The sequence below is a fragment of the Marinifilum sp. genome (assembly GCF_965230805.1).
Lineage (GTDB): Bacteria > Bacteroidota > Bacteroidia > Bacteroidales > Marinifilaceae > Marinifilum.
Genome location: NZ_OZ246019.1, coordinates 1,696,499 through 1,720,757, shown reverse-complemented (window position 1 = coordinate 1,720,757; position 24,259 = coordinate 1,696,499). Strand labels below are relative to the sequence as shown.

Below are 24,259 nucleotides of genomic sequence, written 5' to 3'. Positions count from 1 at the left end.
AATGGCAGACAAGGAAATCTTACATATCAATAAATTAGGCATAGGTTATGGCAAGGACAAACGGGCTAAGGTTGTTCATGACAAACTTGATGCTAAAATGTTTCCAGGCGAATTAGTTTGTCTGTTGGGCGAAAATGGAACAGGAAAAAGTACTTTAATAAGAACAATTTGCGGTTTCCAACCAGCATTGGGTGGAGAAGCCACATTGCTGGGTAAAAATCTATTGCAACTTTCGGAAAAAGAATTATCCAAATTGGCTGCCGTAGTGCTAACCGATAGAGTTATTGTGCCTAATGCAACGGTTGAAGAATTAGTTGGACTAGGAAGAAGTCCGTACACAGGAACATTTGGAATTCTGAATGATGAGGACAAAGAAATAGTTCATACTTCTATTGAGAAATGTGGAATTCTGCATAAAAAGAAGGAACGATTATCAAATTTGAGTGACGGGGAAAAGCAAAAGGCGTTTATTGCAAAAGCCTTGGCTCAGGATACTCAAATTATTATTCTGGATGAACCGACTGCCTTTCTCGATATGCCTGCAAGAGTTGAGATCATGCAACTTCTTAGACAAATTGCGAATAAATCTGGCAAATCGGTTTTAATGTCTACTCACGATTTGGATTTAGCATTACAAATGGCTGATAAACTTTGGCTGCTTTCTCCTGAAAAATCATTGTTATCTGGTACACCGGAAGATTTACTATTGAAAAACGAGTTTCAGAGTATTTTTAAAAATCGAGGCATCGAATTCGATAATAAAACAGGTTTGTTCCGAGTTGGTTACGATTTCAAAAAAGCAATTCCGGTTCAAGGACATGGTTTTGAATATGTGCTTTTAAGAAGAGCTTTTGCACGGAATGGAGTAAGAACCATTCGAAAAAAAGATGATGATGCCAACTGGTTAGAAGTTTGTAATAATGGTAATGTTAGTTTCAAATATTATCAAAATGGAACGTGCATTGGTCAGGAAGAATCGATAGAGAATTTATTAGCACTAACATTAAAATCCCTTCAATAATGAGAGTTGCAGCTGTAAGTTCAAAAAGTATTATCGGAAATGTTCAAGAAAATCTTTCAGTTACCATTAAATGGATTAAGGAGCTGAACAAAAAGGGAGCAGAATTTATTCTATTCCCGGAAATGAACTTATCAGGCTATAGCAAAAATAAAACTGTTGTTGATAAGGTGCTGTTGCAGAAAGAACTGTTGTTTTCTAAACTGTTGGAAATCTCAAATCAAGTAAAACTTGCTTTTGCATTTGGATTTCCTGAAGAGGAAAAGGGTAAATATTTCATATCACAATTCATCCTGTCTAATGGGAAGATAATTGGCAAACACAGGAAAACACATTTAAGCCCGAGCGAAAAAGAACTATATTCTGAAGGCGATGAAATTGAAGTTTTTCTGATAAGGAAGTTAAGTCTAGGCATTCAACTTTGTTACGAAACCCACTTCCCTGAAATTAGTGCGATTCAAGCACAAAAAGGAGCCAATGTGATGGCAATGGCCTTTGCATCTCCTAAAGAAACTTGTAGGGCAAAAATAGATAGATTCAAAAGATATATCCCCGCAAGGGCATACGATAACTCTTGTTTTGCGATGACTTGCAATCAGGTTACAGAAAATGAAAGAGGAACCGTTTTTCCCTGTGCCAGTTTGATTGTTGACCCCAAAGGAAATGTTTTATCAGAGTCATTCGTTGAAGAAAATGAATTTGCTTTAGCAGATATTAATTTAGATGGAATCGAAAGGATAAAACAATCGAAAATGGCATGTTTTAATGCCCATAAAAGAACGGATTGGTTAAGAGAATATTATGAATAAAATAGATACAAATGCTTTTTTAATTGCAGCACCAAAAAGTAATTCGGGAAAAACCATGATTACATTGGGCTTGATGCAAGCATTCGTTAATCGAGGTTTAAAAGTTCAGCCATTTAAATGTGGCCCTGATTATATCGATCCCATGCATCATACAAAAATTGCTGGTCAGCCTTCCTACAATTTGGATATGTGGATGGCAGATAAGAATCATGTTCAGGAGATTTTTAATCAAAATGCTTCAAGCTCCAAAGTTTCGATTGCGGAGGGTGTTATGGGTTTGTTCGATGGAGCACAAAAAGATGTAGGAAGTTCGGCGGCTGTTGCACGATTATTGGACTTGCCGGTAATTCTTGTTGTTGATGCTTCGAGCACGGCATATTCGGTTGCACCTTTATTGTATGGATTCAAGAATTTCGATAAAAGCGTAGATCTTGCAGGAGTTATTTTTAATAAGGTTGCAGGTGAATCTCATTTTCAGTTCTTGAAAGAAGCAGCCATTGATGCTGAAGTTCCTGTTTTGGGATACATGCCAAGAGATCAAAGATTGGCAATAGAATCAAGACATTTGGGTTTGCATCTTCCGGGTGAGAATCAGAATCGTGAAATTGTAGATGTTGCTGCAGATTTGTTAGAGAAACATGTCGATATAGATTTGCTTATGGAGATCACCAAAAAAGAGATTCAGTCATCAACAAATCAAAATATTGATGTAAAGAAGCGTTTGAAAATTGCATTGGCTTACGATGAGGCTTTCAATTTTTCCTATCAGGCAAACCGTGATGTTTTGGCGGAATTGGGAGAACTTTTGGAATTTAGCCCATTGAATGATGAAGAATTGCCTCAGGCAGATTTGCTATGGTTGCCGGGAGGATATCCTGAACTATTTGCAGATAAATTATCGAGTAATGTAAAAATGAAGCAAGCCATTGCTAACTATATCAACGATGGCAAAGTATTAATTGCTGAATGTGGTGGAATGATGTATTTGGGAAAAAATATCATCACAAAGGAAGGAGAAACATACAGCATGACAGGTGTTTTTGATTTTGATACTTCCTTTGAGAATATGAAATTACACTTGGGTTATCGTGATTTGAATGGATGTGATATCAATATCAAAGGACATGAGTTTCATTATTCGAATTTGATAGGAGAAGAAAAGGCAGGCACAGCGTATAAAGCCAAAACAGCCAGAGGACTTGATGTTGAGATGCCGGTGTTTAGAAAAAAGAACTGCTGGGCTTCGTACATGCATCTGTATTTGGGGGAAAGAGTGAGAATGTTGGAATTATTAAAGGAATTGGGATTATGAGTTTGGGAAAGTTAATAGGAGTTGGATTGGGTCCTGGTGATCCGGAACTAATCACTCTTAAGGGTTTAAATGCCCTTAAAAGTGCAGATCTGATATTTTATCCGGCATCTGATATTTATAAATCCAATACAAAATCATTTTCACTGGAAATATTAGACCAGTTAGAAATAGAAACGGAATGCGTGCCTCTTCTTATTCCTATGACTGGAAAAAATAGAGATGCTCATTATCGGAATGCATTCAACAAGATTCAGAATGAACTGGCAAAAGGCAAAAACGTGGCAGTAGTTTCGGAAGGAGATGCACTTTTTTATAGCACATTTGGTTACCTGATAAAATTGGCTCAGGATACAAATGTTGAATGTCAAGTAATCCCTGGAGTTCCCGCGTTTATTGCGACTGGTGCGGAAGGAGAAAAGCCAGTTACTGAAGGCAATCAAACATTAAAGGTAATAGCCAGACCAAATAATTTTGAAGAAATAGAAGAAGCTTTGAAAGAAAATCAAACATTGGTTGTGATGAAAATGAGTGTTCTTGATAATTGGCATGATTTCCTTAAAAAACAAAATAGGTCATTTTTTTATATCGAACGTGTGGGAACAGCGCAACAGTATTCCACAAGCAATGTTCAGAATTTGAAGTTGCGAACAATACCTTACTTTTCATTAATTATTATTTATGGCTAAGAAAATATACAGCATAGGAATTGGACCAGGAAATGAGAAATTTCTTACTCCACAGGCTTTACAGGCCATACAAGATGCAGAAGTAATAGTTGGATACAGTTTTTATTTTGAACACATCAAGCAGTTGTCAGGAGGAAAACAACTGATTGATACTGGAATGAAAAAAGAGCGTGAAAGAGCTGCAAAAGCATTCGAATTGGCTGATTCAGGTAAAACCGTTGCTGTAATTAGCAGTGGCGATTCGGGTGTGTATGGAATGGCTCCTTTGTTATGGGAAATGAAGGCTGAAAAAGCTTCGGAAGTTGATTTGGAAGTTGTACCGGGGATATCTGCAATGTTCGCCGCTGCATCAAAATTGGGAGCACCACTAGGTCATGATTTTTGTTCTATTTCTATGTCGGATTTGTTAACTCCGTGGGAAAAAATTGAAAAAAGAATTGTGGCAGCAGCTCAGGCTGATTTTGTAACTGCCGTGTACAACCCACTAAGCAAAGGCCGATTTTGGCAATTGATGAGGCTGAGGGAATTGTTTTTGGAAGTGCGTTCGCCGGAAACTCCTGTTGGAATTGCCCGAAATGTGGGAAGAGAAGATGAGAGCATTGAGGTGATTACCCTTGCCGAATTGGATGTGACCAAAGCCGATATGTTTACCGTTGTAGTGATTGGTAACAGTCAAACTTTTAAGGCTCAAGATAAGATGGTAACGCCAAGAGGTTACTATGCCAACAAGAACAATAGCCAGGATAAGCTTGGACGTCGCATCATGAACGCAAGTTTCCAAACCATTTTGGATAACATCGATATTACGGATAAATCCTTGGCTCATGTGTGGGTGGCTTTGCACTGTATTCATACTACTGCTGATTTTAAATTGAACGAATCAGTAGAGTTAAGCAATAATGTGGTTGAACAGCTACATAAGAAATTCTATTCAGGTAAACCACCTGTCATTGTAACCGATGTATCAATGGTTACAAGAGGAATTCGCAGGGCAACGGCTACCAAATTGGGTCTTGAAATCAAATGCTATTTAGATGATGAGCGCGTAGCTGAAAAGGCTTCACAGAAAAATATTACAAGAACTCAGGCTGGAATTCAATTGGCAGTAGAAGAACATCCCAATGCAATTTTTGCTTTTGGAAATGCACCAACTGCATTAATCGAGTTGATCAAATTAATCCGAAATGGAAAAGCAAATCCTGCTGGAGTAATTGCAGCTCCGGTTGGTTTTGTAAATGTAAAAGAAAGCAAGTGGCAATTAAAATATGGTTGCCCTGATGTTCCTGCAGTTTTTGTAAATGGCAGAAAGGGAGGAAGTAACGTGGCAGCAACCATTATCAACGCCATATTAAGTTGGAACGAAGCGGAAGAAATGCATCCGGGTGAAGGATTATAGATATTAGGTAATTTAAACAGTTAATATTTTGCTTTGCCTATTTAGGCAAAGCAAAAAATCAAAAAGAGTTTTACCTAAACAGGCAAAGGTCAAGATTGAATATTTCGAGCTTTGCCTAAACAGGCATGCATCAAAAAACATTTTTTTGGGCTTTACCTAAACAGGCACGCGTTAAAAAATCAATTTTTCATGCTTTACCTAAATTGGCAAAGGATAAAATTGAATATTTTGAGCTTTACCAATACTGGCAAAGGGTAAAATTGAATATTTTGAGCTTTACCAATACTGGCATCGCAAAAAAAGAAAAAAAGCTTTACCTAAATAAGCATTGTATAACAAGAATTTTCCAATAGTTAATCTGCGAGCAATCAAAGAAAGAAACATGAAAATAAGCATCATAGGAATATCAGATTTAACTCCTGATTTTACAAAGAAAGAGTTGGCTCTGATTCAATCGGGAAAATATTTTGCCGGGGGAAGTCGTCACCGCGAATTGGTGGGCGATTATCTGCCAGAGCAATACCATTGGTATGATATTGTAGTGCCTTTGTCAACATTGTACGATGCCATAAACAATTCAAATGGCGATTGGATTGTGTTTGCCTCGGGCGACCCATTGTTTTATGGAATTGGCATTACATTAAAACGTGAGATTCCAAATGCAGAGCTTGATATCCTTCCTGATTTTAATTCCCTGCAATTGCTTGCGCATCGTTTTAAATTGCCTTATGGCGAGTTTCAAACCATTACGCTTACCGGCAGATCTTTCGAGCGATTCGATCAGGCAATGATTAGAGGTCAGGAGAGAATGGGAATTCTTACCGATAGAAAAAATACACCCAAAAGCATTGCCGAGAGAATGTTACAATATGGATATTCGAACTACAAAATGTTCTATGGCGAGCGCTTGGGAGGAGAAAGGGAAATGGTGAAGGAATTGAGTTTGGAAGAAGCCTTGGGTTTGGATTTTAATCATCCCAATTGCTTTTACCTGGAAAAAACCGATGAGGCAATTCCCAAAAAAGGAATTAAAGAAAGTGATTTTGAACCCTTGGAAGGTCGACCAATAATGATTACTAAAATGCCCATTCGTTTGGCTACTCTTGCGCTGATGGAATTGCAAACGAAAAAGGTATTTTGGGATGTGGGAGCATGTACTGGAAGTGTTTCCATCGATGCTCGATTAAATCATCCTCACCTAAAAATAAAATCTTTCGAAATAAGAGAAGAGTCTAGAGGTATTATTCAAAGAAATACTGAAAAATTTCAAACGCCGGGAATAGAACTTTTTATTGGTGATTATTTGCAAACCGATAAGGTAGAAATAGAAAAACCAGATGCCGTTTTTGTTGGCGGTTATGGTGGAAAAATGGACGCAGTTTTGGATGATATAGATTTGCATTTGTTGGATGGAGGAATCATAGCTTTTAATTCGGTAAGTGAAAAAAGCAAACTGGGATTTAAGCAATGGAGCGAAACAAATTCCTATTACATAAAGCATGAAATGCTTGTGAGTGTTGATGAGTTTAATCCGATAAGCATTTTAGTAGCTGAGAAAATAAAAGAAAATTAGATATATGCTTTGAGGGTCTCACTTCAAGTGAGGCTCTCAATAAAAATATTGAATTCTCCCCTTTTAGGGGAGATGGCGACAGCCAGAAGGGTGCTTTTTGATTATATTTTTCTTATTTCACCCTTTTCCCTAAGAGGGAAAAACTGAATTTTAAACGAAGGTTCTTTTCTCGCAGATTCACGCTGAAAATAGTGCAATGATTTGCGAGAATCAGCGAATTTAATCAGTGAAGATCAGCGAGAAATAAATCATGTAATCAGCAAGAAATAAAACAGAACAAAATACATCATGTCAAAAATAATAATCACACATTCCGATAAAGGTGAGAATCTTGCCAAAAGAATTATAAGTAATGGATTTGAGGCTGAAATGATGCATTCGCCAAAGAACTATCAGGAGCTTTGGAACAATTACGAAGCCTTAATTTTTATTGGAGCTTTGGGCATTTGTGTACGCGAGATAGCACCTTTTTTAAAGGACAAAAAAACAGATCCTGCGGTTGTTAATATCGATGCCAACGGACAATTTGTTCAGCCTGTTGTTTCTGGACATTTGGGTGGTGCAAATCAACTGGCTGAGGATATTTCTCGTTTGTTAGGAGCAACATCTGTTATCACAACAGTAAGTGATACATTTGGATTGTGGGCATTGGATCTCTTGCCGGAAAAACACAATTGGATCATTGACTGTAAAGGCAATCTTACCCAACTGATGGCGGCTTTTGTAAACAGAGAAAAAACAGCTTTGCTGCTTGAAGTTCGCGATAAAGGAAGTTTGATTTTAGAGACAGATACACCCGATCATGTGGATGTATTTTTCAATGTCGATGATATGAAGCCGGAAGATTACAAAGTGGTTTTGGCAGTAACGCCATTTGTTCATGATTTTGGAACCAAGGTAATTTATTACCGTCCTAAAGTGTTGCAATTGGGGCTAGGTTGCCAGCGAGATCTTCCTTTTGAAACTTTTGAAACAGAATTGCTTTCCAAATTGGAGTCGCATAAAATTTCTCCATTGTCTATTGCGGCAATTGGAACTGTTGACTTAAAAGCCGATGAAAAGGCATTTATTAAATTGTCTAAGGAGTGGAACCTTCCAATGAATGCCTTTTGTGAGGATGTACTTTCTAGATATGATATTCCAAATCCATCGCAAAAAGTAAGCGAGGTAACAGGAAGTTACAGTGTTTCAGAAGCTGCTGCTATGCACCTTTCTGGAAATACTTTGTTGATAGAAAAGCAAAAAGCAAAAGCTGGCGATAAGCATTTTACCTTTGCTGTTGCAATGGATAAGAACAGTGAAAGAAAAGGATTTGTGGAGTTTGTTGGTGCAGGGCCAGGTGATCCTGAGCTTGTTTCAGTTCGTGGGAAAAGAATGTTACAAACGGCTGACATGATTTTGTATGCAGGCAGCTTGGTTCCAAAAGAATTGACCAATTACGCTAAGCCTGGTTGTGTGGTAAAAAGTTCGGCAGGCATGGATTTGATTACACAAATAGAAAGCATGAAGCCATACTACGATCGTGGATTGTTTGTGGTGCGTTTACATACTGGTGATCCCTGTATTTACGGTGCCATTCAGGAGCAAATGGCCATTATGGATCACTTGAAATGGAATTATCACATTACTCCAGGAATTTCGTCATTCCAGGCAGCAGCGGCAGCATTGGAATCGCAGTTTACCATTCCCGAGGAGGTGCAAACCATCATTCTTACTCGCGGAGAGGGAAGAACGCCAATGCCGGATCGAGAACAATTGAATAAATTGGCTAAATCGCAAAGTACAATGTGCATTTATCTAAGTGCTTCTATTGCTGATAAAGTTCAGGCACAGCTTTCGGAGCATTATCCACCAGAAACGCCCGTGGCCGTTTGCTACAAACTTACTTGGAAGGATGAAAAAATTTACCGTTGTACCTTGGAAACATTGGCAAAAACAGTTGAAGAGAACAATTTGAAAATGACAACTATGATTGTTGTGGGGAAAGCTATTGACAATCGATCGGGCTTTTCAAAACTGTACGATAAGAAATTTACTCATGCATTTCGCGAAGGAAAATAAAACTTAGTTTGAGGGTCTCACTTCAAGTGAGGCTCTCAATAAAAAATTTGAATTCTCCCCTTTTAGGGGAGATACCGACAGGGAGAGGGGTGCTGTTAATACATTTCTTTCACTCTTTAGTCTGTGGACAGTTTGTTCACATTAAACTCAATTTTCAATTGTGTTCACGAGCTCCGCTTCGCTACGGTTCCCTTGAAAAGGGAAACATTCATTTAGAAACGCAGAAACTTATGGTACTGATTTTTGGTGGAACAACAGAAGGAAAAAAAGTAGCTGAACTATTCGATATTATAGGTCAGAAATATTTCTATTCCACAAAAACCGACTCGCACAAACAAATTAAAGGCGAGCGTGTATTTGGCGATATGGATGGCTCTAAAATAAAAGAGCTTTGCCAAAAGAAAGACATTCGACTGATTGTTGATGCTGCTCACCCTTTTGCGGTTCATCTACATGGTAACATTTATCAGGCAGCTCAGGATTTGGGCATTGAAATCATTCGATACAAACGTGAATTTCCTGATCTTCAGACATCGGAATTGATTCGTTTGTTCGACTCTTACGAGAGCATGACGGAGGCGCTTTTGCAATCGGAGTTTAAGAATATATTGGCTTTAACGGGAGTTCAAACCATAAACAAATTAAGGTCACTTTGGGATCAAAGAACTTGTTACTTTAGGATTTTAGATACAGATCTTAGTCGTCAAAAGGCCAGAGAAACTGATCTGGATTATCAGTTTGTGATTCCTATGGATCCAAAGGCTGGAGTTGAGGAATTGGCAATTCTAAGCAAGAAACTGAAAGCTGAAATCCTACTTTCAAAAGAGAGTGGAGAATCAGGATTGTTCGAAACAAAAGTGAAAGTTGCCGAGCAGTTGAATATTCCTTTGTGGGTGGTAAAGCGCCCCCAATTACCTCACTTCGAATATGTGGCGGATCATCCCAAAGCATTTTTGCAGCAATTTTATAAAGTAAAGAAATCGAACCTTAAGATTGAAGGTCAATTAAGAAGTGGATTTACTACAGGAACTTGCTTAACTGCTGCAACAAAAGCCTGTTTTATTGCCTTGGCAGAACAGAAATTTCCCAAATGGGTTGAGGTTGAATTACCGGGAGGTGAAAAAGTAAAGTATCCTGTTTTTCCTGAAAAGCTGTCAAGCAAATCTGCATCATGTGTGGTGATAAAAGATTCTGGTGATGATCCGGATGTGACCCATGCCAAGGAAATAGGTTGTGAATTGTCTTTTTCTGATCGGCTAGGAGTTCATTTTGTGAGAGGAAAGGGTGTCGGCTTGGTTACATTGCCAGGATTGCAAGTGAAAGTAGGAGAGCCAGCTATTAATCCTGTTCCACGAAAAATGGTTGCCAATATTCTGGAAAGTTTATCTGATCAATATGAAATAGACTTGGCTTTTGATGTAAAAGCCTTTATCCCGGAAGGGGAAGAATTGGCAAAGCTAACCTTTAATCCACGAATTGGAGTAGAAGGAGGTATTTCTATCATTGGAACAACGGGAATTGTTAAACCATTATCGAATGAAGCATTTTTAGCAAGCATCAAGCAGCAGGTGAAAGTGGCCAAAGGAAATCAATGTTCCGAGATCGTACTAACATCAGGAAAAAGAAGTGAAAACCGTTTAAAGAATAAATTCCCTCATTTGCCATCAGTCGCATTTATTCATTTCGGGAATCTGGTAGGCGACACCATTCAGTTGGGTGTTGATGAGGGAATGGAAAGAATCAATCTGGCCATCATGTTCGGGAAATCGGCAAAACTAGCCGAAGGACACTTGAATACCCACAGCAAGAATGTGGTGTTTAATGCTGATTCTGTTGCTGATCTGGCCAAGCAATCAGGCTATTCGGAAGAAATTCAAAATAAAATCAGGCAGTTGAAATTGGCGAATGCAATATTGGATATTATTCCTTTTTCAGAGAATGAAGCATTCTACAATTTGGTTGCTAATAAATGTTTTGATACTTGCCAGCATTTGCTTAATGATTCTTGCTCACTTCGGCTCTTCCTTTTGGTGGGTGATGAGGGAATGATTATCACAAAATAAAATTGATAATTCATTAATGTTTTAGCTTTGTCAATTTTGTAATTTTAGTGAAAAATAAATTCCGATGTATAGATTATTAATATTACTACTTCTGCTAAATATCAATTTATCCGCTCAAAAGGTAGATATTCTTTATTTTACTGATGCTCATCGAATATTTCCTGTTGATGATGTAGAAGGAGGCCGAGGTGGGGTGGCTCGTTTGAAGACTATTGTAGGTAAAAGCAAATCGGATAACTCAAATACCCTTGTAATTCATGGTGGCGATTTATGTGGCGGTGTTTTGTTTGGAGGAATGTACAAGGGGTTTCCTATGATTGAAGCTTTCAACGACGTTCCTGTAGACATCTGTAACTTTGGTCAACATGAGTTTGATTTTGGGGTAGATCATACTTTGGAACTATTGAGCAAATCAAAATCGGAATGGTTTACTTCTAACCTAAAAAACAGAGATGGAGATGTTTTCGCCAACTTGCCAAAATACCTGATAAAAAAGATGGGCGGAATTAAAATTGCTTTTATCGGTCTAACCGATGCGATGAACACGAGCATGAAAACCAATCGCGTAATACAGGAAGATTTGTCTGTTGCGATTTCTGAGATTATTGAAGAACTGCAAAATGTTGACTTTTTAATCGCTATCACTCAAACGGATTTGGAAACCAACCGAAAGCTTTTGGAACAATTTCCTGATATCGATTTGGTGCTTACCGAGGAGCAATACGAATACGAAAGCAATGTATTTTACAAAGGAAACAAGCCTATTGTGGCTACGGCAGGGAACATGAGTTCGGTTGCTAAAATCAGTTTGCAAAAAGATAGAAGGCCTTTGATTGATATCATTCCACTGGATAATAATATTGTCTCGGAGAAATATTTGCGTGACATGGAAATCTACTACAAGAAAGATATGGAACTGAAATTGGCTGAGAAGATTTCTTATTTAGAAGTGCCATTGAATTTTATAGATGGCATTACCAAAGAAAGCGCAGCTGGTAATTTGGTGAGTGATGCCTATAGGGAATGGCACAAATCTGATGTTGGCCTGATTAATGGTGGTGGAATTAGAGCTGATATTCCTAAAGGTGATTTTACTTTAAGATCGGTCCGATCCTTATTGCCGTTCGGTAATAAGATCTGCCAGATTTTAATAACAGGAAAGGAACTTAAATCTTTGTTAAAAAATTATGCAAGCAATACCAAAGGACAATTGCTTCATGTGTCAGGCATTTCGTATCAATACGATCAAAAAACGGATTCTATTCAAGTGGAGTGGAGAGGAAAAGCTCTTAGTGATGATGAATTGCTGACAGTATCATTAAACAATTACTTTTTAAAGAAACTTGAAGTAGATTGTGAGGTTTTAATTGATGAGACAGATTTGAAAGCCAAAGAGGATTACGAAGTGTTGCGTTGGTACTGTAAAAAACAAAAAGCCTTGCATCCGAAGATACAAGGACGATTTGTTATTGTTCGTGAATAGTTTACAGATTCAAACCAAGTGTAAGGTAAAAGCTTCTGCCTGGGGCATAAATTGCTTGATTGCTTCCTTTTACCGATCTGCTTAAATGTTCGTAGTAAGCTTCATCGAATAGGTTTCTAATCCCTCCGATGATCTGAAAATGATCAGTGATCTGATATTTTGCTTTAAAATCTACAACTGTAAAATCCGGTGTTTCTGTTTCTCCATAATTTTCTGCAACTCGATTTTGCTGTGCTGCATATCGTAACATCAACTCGGGTGTAAACTTTTGTTTGCACAAATGTGCACCCAAGCTGTAGCGGATATCCAAAGGAGGAATTTCAGGCAAGGGTTGATTGATTTCCTTGTTTTTGCCGTAAGTATAAGCCAAGTTCAATTTGTGATACAAATAGCTAGTAATGGATTGATTAAAACCAATTTCGAATCCTCTCATTACTGCTTTGTTAATGTTTACAAATTGCTTTACTCCGGGAGCGCTTGCCATTAATGGCGTAATGTCCGATCTGATTTCCGAACTGATATAATCGCGCAGCCACGAATTGAACAGGTTAATATTTAAAGAGAAATGTTCTGTATCCCAGTTGATATTATAGTCAAGTTGGTAGTTAATTTCCGGATCTAATTCAGGATTACCAATTCTTTCGTAAGGATCAACATCAACAGGAATATGATTAATGAATCGTTCGGTTAAGCTTCCACTTCTCTCTGCTCTTCCAAACCAAACACCCATTCTTAGGTTTTCCGATAAATCTTTGTTTGCACCAATGCTAAAGGAGAAATTCATTTCATCCGATGGATCATTGGGATTGGCATTTATAAAGTTTGCAGCTTTATCATTGCTTTCAGCAGAATTGTTTTCTATTCTGGATGAAGCTACAAAGTAGGTTTCATCAATTGTAAAATGATACTCTCCAAATAGGCCAACCTTTTCAATTTTGCTGTCTTGCCAAATGTTGTCATACATCGTGTTGCCAGCCATTGGTCCCATAAGCATTTCACGTGAACGAACTCCCTCGGCTTGTTCCGATTTGTAATCAACGCCAGCAAATAATGAACTTTCTTTGAATTGAAAAGCTGCTTCGGATCTAAATGCATAATTTTTTGTTTCAGCCTTGGTTATTGCATTCACTTTTCGTGGATTCAAATTCTTGGTAAGATTATCCATTATATGATCTACGAAAGAGGCATTTCCTGATGTTGAAATAGAAGCCAAGGCTGAATTTTTGAATGTAATTTTGTGTGCAAGACTAATTAATTTTGTGTCATCTTCTCGCAAATCCATATTCAAAGCTGGAAAATCAACATCTTCGGCATAATTGCTATTTGCAGATATTTGTATGTTCTGAGATTCAGATAATTTAAAGTTACCGCTTATACCAATATTTCGGCGATTAAAACTTGATGCAACTATATCACCATTGCCATCTTCGTAATCAGATCCTTTGCTGTAAGCTCCAAAAATTCCAAAATTATAGAACTTGCCTTTGGCTCCTGCCAGTGCTTCGGTTCTGTATATTTCTCCGTTACTTTCGTAGCTTCCGCTTGCACGTCCAAATGCGCTAGCCTTATCTGCAAATCCATTTGTGGATGATTTAAAATGGATACTGCCTCCAAATGAGTTACCATATCGCAATGAATGAGGGCCTTTCATGATTTCTACTTTATTAACCATGTTTAAAGGGATTTGACTAATAGGAGGATCCATTCGATTAGGGCAAGCAGCTGTGGCACACATTCCATTATCCATTACGATATTTAACTGATCGTATTTGAAACCTCGCATTACAGGATCGAATCCATAACTACCGCTCTTGCGTATCCCGCCAATTAAGCCCGATTGACTCAAGAATTCACCTGCGTCATGCGACAATTTATCGCTTGAACTAATTTGCAAGGTTTCAGATTCTTTGCCAGTTGTTTTTCGTGCGATGATGGTGGTTGGTAACAAACTAACGTAGGTTTTATACAGAGATAACTTTCCAGACTGTAATGCAGCTTTTATTTTGCTATCTGTAATAGAAACTTTTCCATAGTTTACATGTGATAGGTGAAGCGTTGCACCTTCGATATATTTAATGGTAAATTCACCATCTGCATTGGTATTTCCCTTCTGATTTTGATAAAGAAAATGAGCGTATGCAATGGGATGTTCAGCTTCCTGATCTAAGAGCTGAATGGTTTTTTGAGAATATACCTGCATGCAAATTAGTAGCATACAGATAGTAAGTAATTTTTTCATTCTTTATTTTTATGCGTTCAAAACTATTGAGCACCTGAGTTATTGGTGCACAAAACATGACAATACTGTAGTGTTTACAATATTGAATCCATCAAATAGAAAAAATTAACGATGTTGCGGAGGGCGAAAAATTTCTGATATGTGCTTCTTTGTTGGCTGAATATGAGGAAGAATTACATCAGCTTTGGTAATAGAAATTTTTGGTTTGGGAAGTAAATCGTGACAATCAGTAATAAAGTTTATGCTCTCCTTTTCAATACAGATTTTTTCCTTCTCCGATTGTTTCTCCTTATGTTGTTTTAGTTGTTTTTTAAGATGGCATTTTCCATTACACTTCATTTTTGGTTTGTCCTTGTTCTCACAAATTACAGAATAGAATTCTTGATTGATCACAAAATGAGACAATATAAAAACCTGTTCACAAGTCTGGCATGTAAACAGGATAATGAAAAAATATGTGAGTGCTTTTTTCAAGTATGTGTAAATATAAATGCAATACTAAAGATACAATGCTTGCTTTAATTTAATCATATCAAGTAAAAAAAACTCACATTCAGATGTGAGGGTAGCAGCTTTCGTGTCCTTGTTACAAGTTAATCACCTTATCGGCATCAGCCTGCAGAGTAATGATATCAGGCATGCTACCTACCGAACCAATTTTAATTTTATCTGATAATTTGAAGAAATCAAGACAGGTTTTGCATGCCAACATTCTTACTCCCCTATTTTCAAGTTTTTGCAATGCTTCTAATGCAGGCGAATTTTCACAAATCAACTTTACGCCAGCATTGTAGAACACAATTATTTTTGGCAACCTGTTTTCTGCATCCAATAGTTTAAAGTAATTGGTAGCCAATTTTAAACCCAATTCTTCGCTGCCATTACCCATTCCATTTTGGGTAAGCTGAATTAATGTATTTCTGTGCATAACTATTCTATTCTGATAAATGGTTTGTTATTCTCTTTTCGTTCTTCCAGCTTTCCAATAGGATGGAGATCAAATCCTTCTTTTTTTGCCAGACTGATAAATTCATCAATATGATTGTTGTCAACAGCAACCAATAATCCACCGCTTGTTTGTGGATCGCAAAGCAGCGCTTTTTGCTCTTCGGTGATTTTGCCAATCAGGTGACCGTAGGAAGCCCAGTTCCTGCGGGTTCCTCCCGGAGTACTTCCTTTCTGAATTAATTCTTCTACGCCATCAATCTTGGGTACATCTTTGTAATTGATTGCTGCATTTACATTGCTTCCTTCACAGATTTCGCTTAGGTGACCCAAAAGTCCAAAACCTGTTACATCAGTCATGGATTTAATGTATTCTTGCTCTCCGAATATAACACCAACTTTATTTAGACTACACATTAAATCCACTGCAATCTGATTGTCTTCATGAGCGATTAATTTCTTTTTTTCGGCAGTAGTTAAAACGCCAATTCCAAGAGGTTTCGTTAGGAACAAGGTGCAGTTTGGACAGGCAGTATTGTTCTTCTTCACTCTTTCGGTTGCAACAATTCCGTTTACCGATAAACCAAATACAGGATCGCCAATATCAATGGAATGACCTCCGGCTAACTGGATTCCGGCATCGGCACAAACATCTCTGGCTCCCTCAACTACTTTCTGTGCCATATCAGTAGATAGTTTTTCCAATGGCCATGCAAGAATTGCTAAAGCCATAATTGGTTTTCCTCCCATAGCATAAATATCGCTGATGGCGTTGGTTGCAGCAATTCGCCCAAAGTTGTAAGGATCATCTACAATTGGAGTAAAGAAATCGGTGGTACTGATTAATGCTTGGCCGTTACCCAAATCGTAAACGGCAGCATCATCTTTGGTATCGTTACCAACCAACAAGTTTGGGTTAGGAATTCTTGGTGTGCTGCTTTTTAAAATGCATTCTAAATCTTTTGGTGAGATTTTACATCCACATCCTGCTCCCGGACTAAACTGTGTCAGTTTCTTTGTTTCCATTTTTTATAAACTGTTAAATGATTTGTAAAGATATCACTTTTTAGTATGCATTGTCATTCAACTATCGGTCTAATTTTTACAATACTTATTTGCTCGAGATCACTTAAATCAATTAAATTTGATGTTTGTGAGTTAAAACTGTAGAGAATTGAAAAAGTTTATTCCAATATATTTGTTATTGATTATTTATGGATTTGTAATGCAATCATGTGTTACGCAGAATAAATATCTTCAATCAGTAAACACTTGCGATGCATTTACATGTGTTACCGAGGTTTCTGAAGGTGAGCAGTTGAAACTGCAAAAGCAGGGAAAGAAGAAATTGCAGATTTACTTGATTCGTCATGCGAAGCCAAACCTTAAAAAGAAACTTTTTTATTCTGCAAAAGAGGCTGAGCAATATGTTTGCGATTACAATTCTGCACCAATTGTTCCTTTCGGTTCTGAATTGGTAAAGGTGAATTTGAATCCCGATCACTTCATATATTGTTCCAACTTGCCACGTTCTCAAGAAACGGCATTGGCTATTTTTGGTGACAAATATCCAGTGGTTTCCGACTCTATTTTTCGAGAATATGAGATCAAAATTGTTAAGGCCACTAGCTTCATAAAGCTTCCTCTGCCAGTTTGGCAATTTTTTAGCCGTGGTAGTTGGTTATTGGGTTTCAATCACAAAGGAATTGAAAGCAGGAAAGAGGCAAAACAAAGAGTAAAGTATGCAGTTGAAAACCTGATTAAGCTTGCCCAAAAAGAAGAAACTGCGGTGCTTGTAGCTCATGGTATGCTAAATCATGGATTGGAAAAAGAATTAAAAAAACAAGGCTGGCAAGTCATTCAAAAAAACGGACAAACCAATCTGGGAGCAACGGTGCTTATAAAGCTTGTTGATTTAGAATAGAAAACTATTTTTTTCTAATCATCATCAGACCATGTCGAATAGGAAGCATTAAGTTTTCAATTCTTTCATCATTGTGAATAAAATCATTAAATGCTAAAATTCCTTGTGTTTGCTTGTCTTTCGATTCAACTTCTTCCAGAACCTTACCATCCCACAATACATCATCAGCCAAAACAAAACCACCTTGCTTTAGTTTTGGGAAAATGGCTTCGAAATAATCAATGTATTGCCTTTTGTCAGCATCGATAAACACCAAATCAAATTCTTCATCGATATTTGGAATGATTTCTAAAGCCTCGCCAATGTGGAACTTTATTTTGTTCTCTTGGCCCGATTGTTTGATAAATTTACGGGTGAAGTATTCCAGTTCATCGTTGCAATCAATTGTATGGACTACGCAATCGTCAGGAGTTCCCATAGCCATACTAATTGCTGAATAACCAGTATAAGTTCCTATTTCCAAAATGCGTTTGGGACTCATCATCTGGCAAATCATTTTCAGAAATTTACCTTGCATATGCCCCGAAAGCATTCTTGGGCGCAGCATTTTAACATGTGTCTCCCGGGTAAGATTCTTTAAGATTTGATCTTCGGTTTCGGTATGTGTTAGGATGTATTCCTCCAGCTCTTTATTAATCTCCAACATGATTATTTATACATCAAAGTGGTTAATTTCTCTTTATTTAAAATTTCGTTGGCAACTTCAATTAATTGCTCCGATGTTATCGATTCAACTTTTTGGTAGATCTCCTCTAAAGAATCCACTCTATTGTAAAGAAGGAAGCTTTTGCCAACATTTAGCATTAAATTCTCGTTGTTTTCCGACGAAATGGCAATCTGTCCAATCATTTGATTTTTTGCTTTGGTTAACTGTATTGGACCAAGTTGTTTTGTGCAAAGCAAATCCATTTCTTTATGAATCAGACTCAGACATTTGTCCAGATATCCTTTATCGGTTCCAAAATAAATGCTAAAAACTCCTGTATCGGCATATGGTGTATAATTGGCTTCTATATTGTATGCCAATCCATGTTTTTCGCGTAAGGAAAGATTCAAACGGGAATTCATACCAGGTCCGCCCAATATATTTGTTAACAGCGACAAGGAAATTCTTCGATCATCATTTGCATCATAAGCGATATTTCCCAATACACAATGTCTCTGATAAGTATTTTTAACTAAAGTTTGTGTTCTTGCTTTGTAAGAGTTTGGCCTTATTCTTTTGTTGAGACGAGAGTTTTCAGGTATGCTTCCAAAGTATTTTTCTACCATCAGCGCCAACTTATTAAAGGGAATATTACCAACAGAACTAATTACCATCTGATCGGTATGGTAATTATTATTGATAAAATTCAGGATGTCATCACGCGTAAAAGCTTTGATGTGCTTAGGAGTTCCCAGGATATTTCTGCCGATGGCATCTTTCTTGAAAAGTAACTCTTCAAAATCATCAAAAATAAGTTCCGAAGGGGAATCTTTGTATGAGTTGATTTCATCAAGGATTACTTCTTTTTCCTTTTCCAGCTCCTTTTCAGGGAAAACAGAGTTGAAGGTGATATCGCTGATTAGTTCAAGAGCTCTGTTGTAATCTTTATCCAAAAAAGTAGTATAAACGCATGTTTCTTCTTTGGTGGTGTAGGCGTTAAGCTCTCCACCTACATCCTCCATACGGCTTAATATGTGATATGCTTTACGTTTTGTAGTTCCTTTAAACACAACATGCTCTATGAAATGAGCAATTCCCCATTCGTCCTCTTTCTCATCTCGGGAACCAGTATTCAAAATAATTCCGCAGTGGGCAACGTTTGCCTTAACAGGGCGATGAATTAAGCGGATACCATTTGATAATGTGTAAGTTTCGAATACCATATATTTTTTATTAGGATGCAAAGGTAACAAGAAGTTTACAATACCTTAAAAAATCCCTTCTAATTTTCTTTATTTTATTTGGTGATGTAATTTTTTTACGTAATTTTGCATCGCTCAAGTAAAGAGGGTACCATAGCTCAGTTGGTAGAGCAATGGACTGAAAATCCATGTGTCCCTGGTTCGATTCCAGGTGGTACCACTTTCGTTTTTTGAGAATCATAATGGTAAGGTACCATAGCTCAGTTGGTAGAGCAATGGACTGAAAATCCATGTGTCCCTGGTTCGATTCCAGGTGGTACCACAAAAAAAGGGAAAAGCATTTGGTTTTTCCCTTTTTTAATTTTCTTGTTTATGGCTTAATTCGCATCAATCAATAATTCAAACCCTTTTTTCTTAAATTCTCTTTCGGTTGTGGATAAGGATTTGATAGCAGTAATTGCAGGGAAATTATCTTGATCGATATATTGAAGTGCAGCCTGAAGATTGCTTTCTTCAGGATCTCCAAAATCATGACTTAAATCATCAGAAATCTCAAAGTCAACTTGTATTCCATCAAAGTAATTGCCTTCGTCATTTGCATTGGTAATGGAAAAGCTAATGGGAACAATCGCCAAATTTAAAGCAGGCTCTTCGAAAACATACATGCCAACAGGTTTTCCTTGTGTTTGACTACCAATTAAGATTACTTTATCACTTCCCAAGTAAGGCTTTAATCCATTTATAACCATTTCGCTGGCCGAAGCAGTTCTTTCCGTTGTGATTATAAATACTCTATCAAAACCATGAGCCGATGGTTGATCAAAAAATGCTTCTGAAAAATCCTCAGTGCTTTTCGAAGTATTGTGAAAGGTCTTTGAATAAACATCCCCTTTGAATGCATTTCCAGTAATTAATCCAGCTAGCTGATTTGAGATATAGTTACTACCACCACCATTGTAGCGTAAATCTAACACCAATTCTTTAGCCTGATTCTCTTTAAAATGGTCAAAAGCTTCGTTTAATTCATCTTCAGAGCTTCCTAAGAAACTATCAAAAGCTAGATAAGCAACTTTGGTTCCTTCATAATCGATTACTTTTCTGCTTAGCACAGAATTCTGATCCAGTTCTTGTTGGCTGGCATCAATTACTTTTTGTTCGCCCAAGTTGTTTTCAAATACAAAATTAGAATTCGATTTATCTAATTCGTTCAATACCTCATCCTCACTGATATCGGCAACGAGTTTACCATTTATTTCAATTAATTTCCACCCTCTGGTAATTCCTTTTGCTGCCAAAGGTGATTCTTCAAAAATTAATTTTACACGAAGTTCATTATTGTTATCGTATTTAAATGCAAGCCCATAACCTACATAGGTCCCATTTTCAAGATAAGCCAATAATGCATCAAGATTGGCAATATAACTCCACCTGTCTTGCGATACCAGTAAAGCTTCAAAATAATCATTCACCGACGAATAGCTTGATGGAGTAATATTTGGAAGATCTTCATTCCATAAATACCATTCACCCATTGTTTCATCAATACTTGCGTAGATGGTGTTCGAATTTCTAACAATGTTATAAGTGCCATCATCATCGCACGAAGCCAATAAAAATGAGGCTGTAAAAAGAAAGAAAAAGAACTTAAATGATTTGATTGATACGTTTTCAGTCATAGATATGTGGAATTAGTGATTGAATATACGGATTTGGAAGTTACAAAAACCATACCTTGTTTATTTTAAGCTGGCAAAAACCTTGGTATTGCGTATAAGTGGCGTTTGTTATTTAAATTAATTCTAAAAAGAAAGAGAAAAAATTGATATTGAATACTTTTCAACTGTAACATGCTTGGTAGAGGTTAGTAAGTTAAATGAATTATTTTGCAGGAAGGTATTTTTACTTACTTTTGTAGCACCAAAACAAAGGGTACCATAGCTCAGTTGGTAGAGCAATGGACTGAAAATCCATGTGTCCCTGGTTCGATTCCAGGTGGTACCACAAAAGCCGATCGTTTGATCGGCTTTTGTGTTTTTGTAGATTTTATCCACAGTTTGTTCAATTTCTCATCAGCTTTGGACGCTTTCTGTTCTGGCTTAAACTATTTTCGAATTACAAACGTTTTCGTCCTAAAATAAAGACTTTCAATTCTCTAAGTGCTTTTTTAATTAGAATTAATAAGATATTTTTGCATCACTAAGACCGAGTAAAAACAGAAATTAAGACATAAAATACTTTAGAATGGCAGATAGTAAAAAAGCACTATTGATGATCCTTGACGGATGGGGGATCGGAGATAAATCAAATTCAGATGTAATTTCATCGGTGGCAACTCCTTATATGGATGGGCTATTGCAGAAATATCCAAATTCGCAGCTGCAGGCTGCCGGCCGATTTGTAGGATTGCCGGAAGGACAGATGGGTAACTCGGAAGTTGGTCACCTAAACATTGGTGCGGGACGCGTGGTATACCAAGATCTGGTAAAAATCAATATGGCAGTAGAGCAGGATACTTTAAAAGATAACGAACAAGTTATTAAGGCATTTACTCACGCTAAAGAAAATGCAAAAAAGGTTCACTTAATCGGTTTGATTGGTGATGGCGGGGTTCACTCTTTAAGTAAACATGCATTAGCTCTTTGCGATGCTGCAAAGGCTTTTGGAGTGCAGGATGTATTTGTGCACGGATTGACCGATGGACGTGATACAGATCCGAAATCGGGTTTAGGTTTTGTAAAAACTTTTGTAGAGGACATCGAAAGCAAAGACACAGCTAAATTTGCATCTTTGATAGGTCGTTATTACGGAATGGATCGCGATAGCAACTGGGATCGTGTAAAACTGGCTTACGATCTTTGCACCAAAGGCGAAGGAAAAGCGACCACTGATGTTCTTGCTGCCATCGAAGAATCGTATGCAGAAGGCGTAACGGATGAATTTATCAAGCCGGTTGTAGTGGTTGATGAAACAGGAGCTCCATTGGCAAAAATCGAAGAAGGCGATGTGGTAATCTGCTTTAATTTCCGTACCGACCGTTTGCGTCAGATGACAACGGTATTCTCGCAGGAAGATAAAAAGGAGTTTGGCATGCACACTATTGATGTTGAGTGGTATACAATGACTTGCTACAACGCTAACTTTAAAGGTGTGCATGTAATTTACGATAAGGAAAATGTTCAGAACACAATGGGTGAAGTTGTGGCTGCTGCCGGTAAGAAACAAATTCGTATTGCCGAAACCGAAAAGTATGCTCACGTAACCTTCTTTTTCTCGGGTGGCCGCGAAGCTGAGTTCGAAGGCGAAAGCCGCCTTTTAGTTCCTTCGCCAAAAGTAGCTACTTACGATCTTCAACCCGAAATGTCAGCTCCCGAGGTTGCCGATAAAATTACTGCTGAGTTGAAAGCTCAATCGGCTGATTTTGTTTGTTTGAACTTTGCCAATGGCGATATGGTTGGACACACAGGAGTTTACGAAGCAATTTCAAAAGCTGTTCAGGCTGTTGATAAATGTGTTGAGCAAGTTGTTGAAGCTGCAAAAGCAAACGGATATGAGGTAATTATTATTGCTGATCATGGTAATGCGGATTTTGCTGTGAATGCTGATGGTTCACCAAATACGGCTCATTCGTTAAATCCTGTTCCTTGTGTTTGGGTTACCGAAAATCCAAAAGAGATTGAGGATGGTATTTTGGCTGATGTGGCTCCAACTTTATTGGATATCATGAACATACAGAAGCCTGAAGAAATGACAGGAAAATCTTTGATAAAATAAGAGATCGTAACTGTATATATAACATTCCGTACTATCTTTGCGCGATGGTACGGATTTTTTTATCCGTTTAAGGGTAAATTTAAATAGGGAAATAGTGTTACAGATAGGGAAAGCCATAGTTAGCCTCGATGTGATTGAGAAAAAGTTTATTTGCGACATTTCGAAATGTTGCGGGGCTTGCTGCGTTGAAGGAGATTCGGGAGCTCCGTTGGATGATGATGAGAAACAAATAATCGAAGATATCTATCCTGATATTAAGGAATATCTTAACAGGAAAGGAATTAAAGAGATCGAAAAACAGGGAACTTCTGTTATTGACAGCGATGGTGATTTGGTTACTCCAATTATTAACGGCAAGGAGTGTGCATATACGATTTTTGAGAATGGCACTGCCATGTGTGGGATAGAGAAAGCATTTTTTGACGGCAAGATCTCGTATCGCAAACCAATTTCCTGCCAACTGTATCCAATTAGAATTGATAAATATGCCGAATTTGATGCGGTAAACTACAACAAATGGGATATCTGTAAACCAGCCCGTGAGCTTGGCTTTAAAAACGGAACCCAGGTATACAAGTTCCTAAAGGAGCCGTTAATTCGGAAATATGGCGAAGATTGGTACAACGAGCTGGAGTATGCTGCCGCTAATATCGACGAAATCATGAAAATGAGATAATCAAAATAAATTGACAAGAGATTAGGAAACAGTAATTATGTGGCTTACTGTTTTTTTTGTTTTGCAGAGGGTGCTGTGTTAGAATGCTGGTTTTAACAGTGAAATCAACCTCGTTCGTTTGTTCTATAGAACCTATTCTTCCTTTAAAAATATCTCCCTAGCTATAGCTGTAGCTCTGTTTTTAGCCTGACAACCGGCCAAATTCCCCAAACCATTAAAAACTTATTTCGCATTAAAACCGATATTAGCAGGCTTTAGCAGATTGAATTGTTTAGGAAATGTTTTAACGAGTAAACTACATTTTGCCAATATGATATATATTAAAATCAATTCTAATATATATTATATATCTAAATGATATACATGAAAAAATAATCTGATATATATTAAAACTACAATAACCAACTGGTTTTCTAAGAAATCGAAAGTACAATTATATTGAAACTACATATTAA

The 24,259-nt window shown here is 37.4% G+C and carries 19 protein-coding genes and 3 tRNA genes; 15 read left to right on the top strand and 7 right to left on the bottom strand.

Annotation, left to right across the window (positions count from 1 at the left end):
* The first annotated feature begins 1 nt into the window (after position 1).
* From ACO05S_RS06805 to ACO05S_RS06765, 9 genes are all read left to right on the top strand, one after another.
* On the top strand, positions 2–1,021 hold the full coding sequence (locus ACO05S_RS06805) for an ABC transporter ATP-binding protein (RefSeq protein WP_421920772.1): 1,020 nt from the start codon (positions 2–4) through the stop codon (positions 1,019–1,021).
* A complete protein-coding gene (locus ACO05S_RS06800) occupies positions 1,021–1,827 on the top strand; it encodes a nitrilase-related carbon-nitrogen hydrolase (RefSeq protein WP_421920771.1) in 807 nt (268 codons plus the stop codon). The genes ACO05S_RS06805 and ACO05S_RS06800 overlap by 1 nt, the downstream gene beginning before the upstream one ends.
* On the top strand, positions 1,820–3,139 hold the full coding sequence (locus ACO05S_RS06795; RefSeq protein WP_421920770.1) for a cobyrinate a,c-diamide synthase: 1,320 nt from the start codon (positions 1,820–1,822) through the stop codon (positions 3,137–3,139). The genes ACO05S_RS06800 and ACO05S_RS06795 overlap by 8 nt, the downstream gene beginning before the upstream one ends.
* Positions 3,136–3,825, top strand: a complete 690-nt coding sequence (cobI, locus tag ACO05S_RS06790; protein WP_421920769.1) for a precorrin-2 C(20)-methyltransferase — start codon at positions 3,136–3,138, stop codon at positions 3,823–3,825. The genes ACO05S_RS06795 and cobI overlap by 4 nt, the downstream gene beginning before the upstream one ends.
* Entirely contained in the window at positions 3,818–5,221 is a 1,404-nt protein-coding gene (gene cobJ, locus ACO05S_RS06785; protein ID WP_421920768.1) for a precorrin-3B C(17)-methyltransferase, read from the top strand. The genes cobI and cobJ overlap by 8 nt, the downstream gene beginning before the upstream one ends.
* A gap of 382 nt (positions 5,222–5,603) precedes the next feature.
* Complete coding sequence (cbiE, locus tag ACO05S_RS06780; protein WP_421920767.1) at positions 5,604–6,794, top strand: precorrin-6y C5,15-methyltransferase (decarboxylating) subunit CbiE; 1,191 nt, start codon at positions 5,604–5,606, stop codon at positions 6,792–6,794.
* 288 nt (positions 6,795–7,082) lie between these two features.
* Positions 7,083–8,855 (top strand): precorrin-4 C(11)-methyltransferase, encoded by a 1,773-nt coding sequence (gene cobM, locus ACO05S_RS06775; protein WP_421920766.1) that lies wholly within the window; start codon positions 7,083–7,085, stop codon positions 8,853–8,855.
* A gap of 230 nt (positions 8,856–9,085) precedes the next feature.
* On the top strand, positions 9,086–10,918 hold the full coding sequence (cbiD, locus tag ACO05S_RS06770; RefSeq protein ID WP_421920765.1) for a cobalt-precorrin-5B (C(1))-methyltransferase CbiD: 1,833 nt from the start codon (positions 9,086–9,088) through the stop codon (positions 10,916–10,918).
* Positions 10,919–10,982: 64 nt separating this feature from the next.
* A complete protein-coding gene (locus tag ACO05S_RS06765; protein ID WP_421920764.1) occupies positions 10,983–12,401 on the top strand; it encodes a bifunctional metallophosphatase/5'-nucleotidase in 1,419 nt (472 codons plus the stop codon).
* 1 nt (position 12,402) lies between these two features.
* Here the strand turns inward: ACO05S_RS06765 and ACO05S_RS06760 are convergent, their stop codons facing one another.
* From ACO05S_RS06760 to selD, 4 genes are all read right to left on the bottom strand, one after another.
* The gene (locus ACO05S_RS06760) at positions 12,403–14,640 is read right to left on the bottom strand and encodes a TonB-dependent receptor domain-containing protein (RefSeq protein WP_421920763.1); all 2,238 of its coding nucleotides are present in this window, start codon (positions 14,638–14,640) and stop codon (positions 12,403–12,405) included.
* A gap of 105 nt (positions 14,641–14,745) precedes the next feature.
* Positions 14,746–15,033 carry a hypothetical protein gene (locus ACO05S_RS06755; RefSeq protein ID WP_421920762.1) on the bottom strand — a complete coding sequence of 96 codons (288 nt, stop codon included), beginning with the start codon at positions 15,031–15,033 and terminating at the stop codon, positions 14,746–14,748.
* A 193-nt stretch (positions 15,034–15,226) separates the two neighbouring features.
* The gene (gene yedF, locus ACO05S_RS06750) at positions 15,227–15,568 is read right to left on the bottom strand and encodes a sulfurtransferase-like selenium metabolism protein YedF (protein ID WP_421920761.1); all 342 of its coding nucleotides are present in this window, start codon (positions 15,566–15,568) and stop codon (positions 15,227–15,229) included.
* 2 nt (positions 15,569–15,570) lie between these two features.
* Entirely contained in the window at positions 15,571–16,611 is a 1,041-nt protein-coding gene (gene selD / locus ACO05S_RS06745) for a selenide, water dikinase SelD (RefSeq protein ID WP_421920760.1), read from the bottom strand.
* 148 nt (positions 16,612–16,759) lie between these two features.
* On the opposite strand from selD, the gene ACO05S_RS06740 reads away from it, so the two are divergent.
* Positions 16,760–17,509, top strand: a complete 750-nt coding sequence (locus tag ACO05S_RS06740; protein WP_421920759.1) for a histidine phosphatase family protein — start codon at positions 16,760–16,762, stop codon at positions 17,507–17,509.
* Between the two features lie 4 nt (positions 17,510–17,513).
* Here the strand turns inward: ACO05S_RS06740 and ACO05S_RS06735 are convergent, their stop codons facing one another.
* Positions 17,514–18,155 carry an O-methyltransferase gene (locus ACO05S_RS06735; RefSeq protein WP_421920758.1) on the bottom strand — a complete coding sequence of 214 codons (642 nt, stop codon included), beginning with the start codon at positions 18,153–18,155 and terminating at the stop codon, positions 17,514–17,516.
* A gap of 2 nt (positions 18,156–18,157) precedes the next feature.
* Complete coding sequence (locus ACO05S_RS06730; protein WP_421920757.1) at positions 18,158–19,378, bottom strand: M16 family metallopeptidase; 1,221 nt, start codon at positions 19,376–19,378, stop codon at positions 18,158–18,160.
* Between the two features lie 126 nt (positions 19,379–19,504).
* Here ACO05S_RS06730 and ACO05S_RS06725 point away from each other — a divergent pair.
* Positions 19,505–19,577: transfer RNA gene (locus ACO05S_RS06725), tRNA-Phe, on the top strand.
* 29 nt (positions 19,578–19,606) lie between these two features.
* Positions 19,607–19,679 (top strand) — tRNA-Phe (locus tag ACO05S_RS06720).
* 55 nt (positions 19,680–19,734) lie between these two features.
* On the opposite strand, the gene ACO05S_RS06715 is transcribed toward ACO05S_RS06720, so the two are convergent.
* Positions 19,735–21,033: a S41 family peptidase gene (locus tag ACO05S_RS06715; RefSeq protein ID WP_421920756.1), complete on the bottom strand. Its 1,299-nt coding sequence runs from the start codon at positions 21,031–21,033 to the stop codon at positions 19,735–19,737.
* Positions 21,034–21,285: 252 nt separating this feature from the next.
* On the opposite strand from ACO05S_RS06715, the gene ACO05S_RS06710 reads away from it, so the two are divergent.
* The 3 genes from ACO05S_RS06710 (at position 21,286) to ACO05S_RS06700 (ending at position 23,804) form a co-directional block, all read left to right on the top strand.
* Positions 21,286–21,358 (top strand) — tRNA-Phe (locus ACO05S_RS06710).
* Between the two features lie 240 nt (positions 21,359–21,598).
* Positions 21,599–23,128 carry a 2,3-bisphosphoglycerate-independent phosphoglycerate mutase gene (gene gpmI / locus ACO05S_RS06705; protein WP_421920755.1) on the top strand — a complete coding sequence of 510 codons (1,530 nt, stop codon included), beginning with the start codon at positions 21,599–21,601 and terminating at the stop codon, positions 23,126–23,128.
* 94 nt (positions 23,129–23,222) lie between these two features.
* Complete coding sequence (locus tag ACO05S_RS06700; RefSeq protein ID WP_421920754.1) at positions 23,223–23,804, top strand: DUF3109 family protein; 582 nt, start codon at positions 23,223–23,225, stop codon at positions 23,802–23,804.
* Positions 23,805–24,259: the final 455 nt, after the last annotated feature.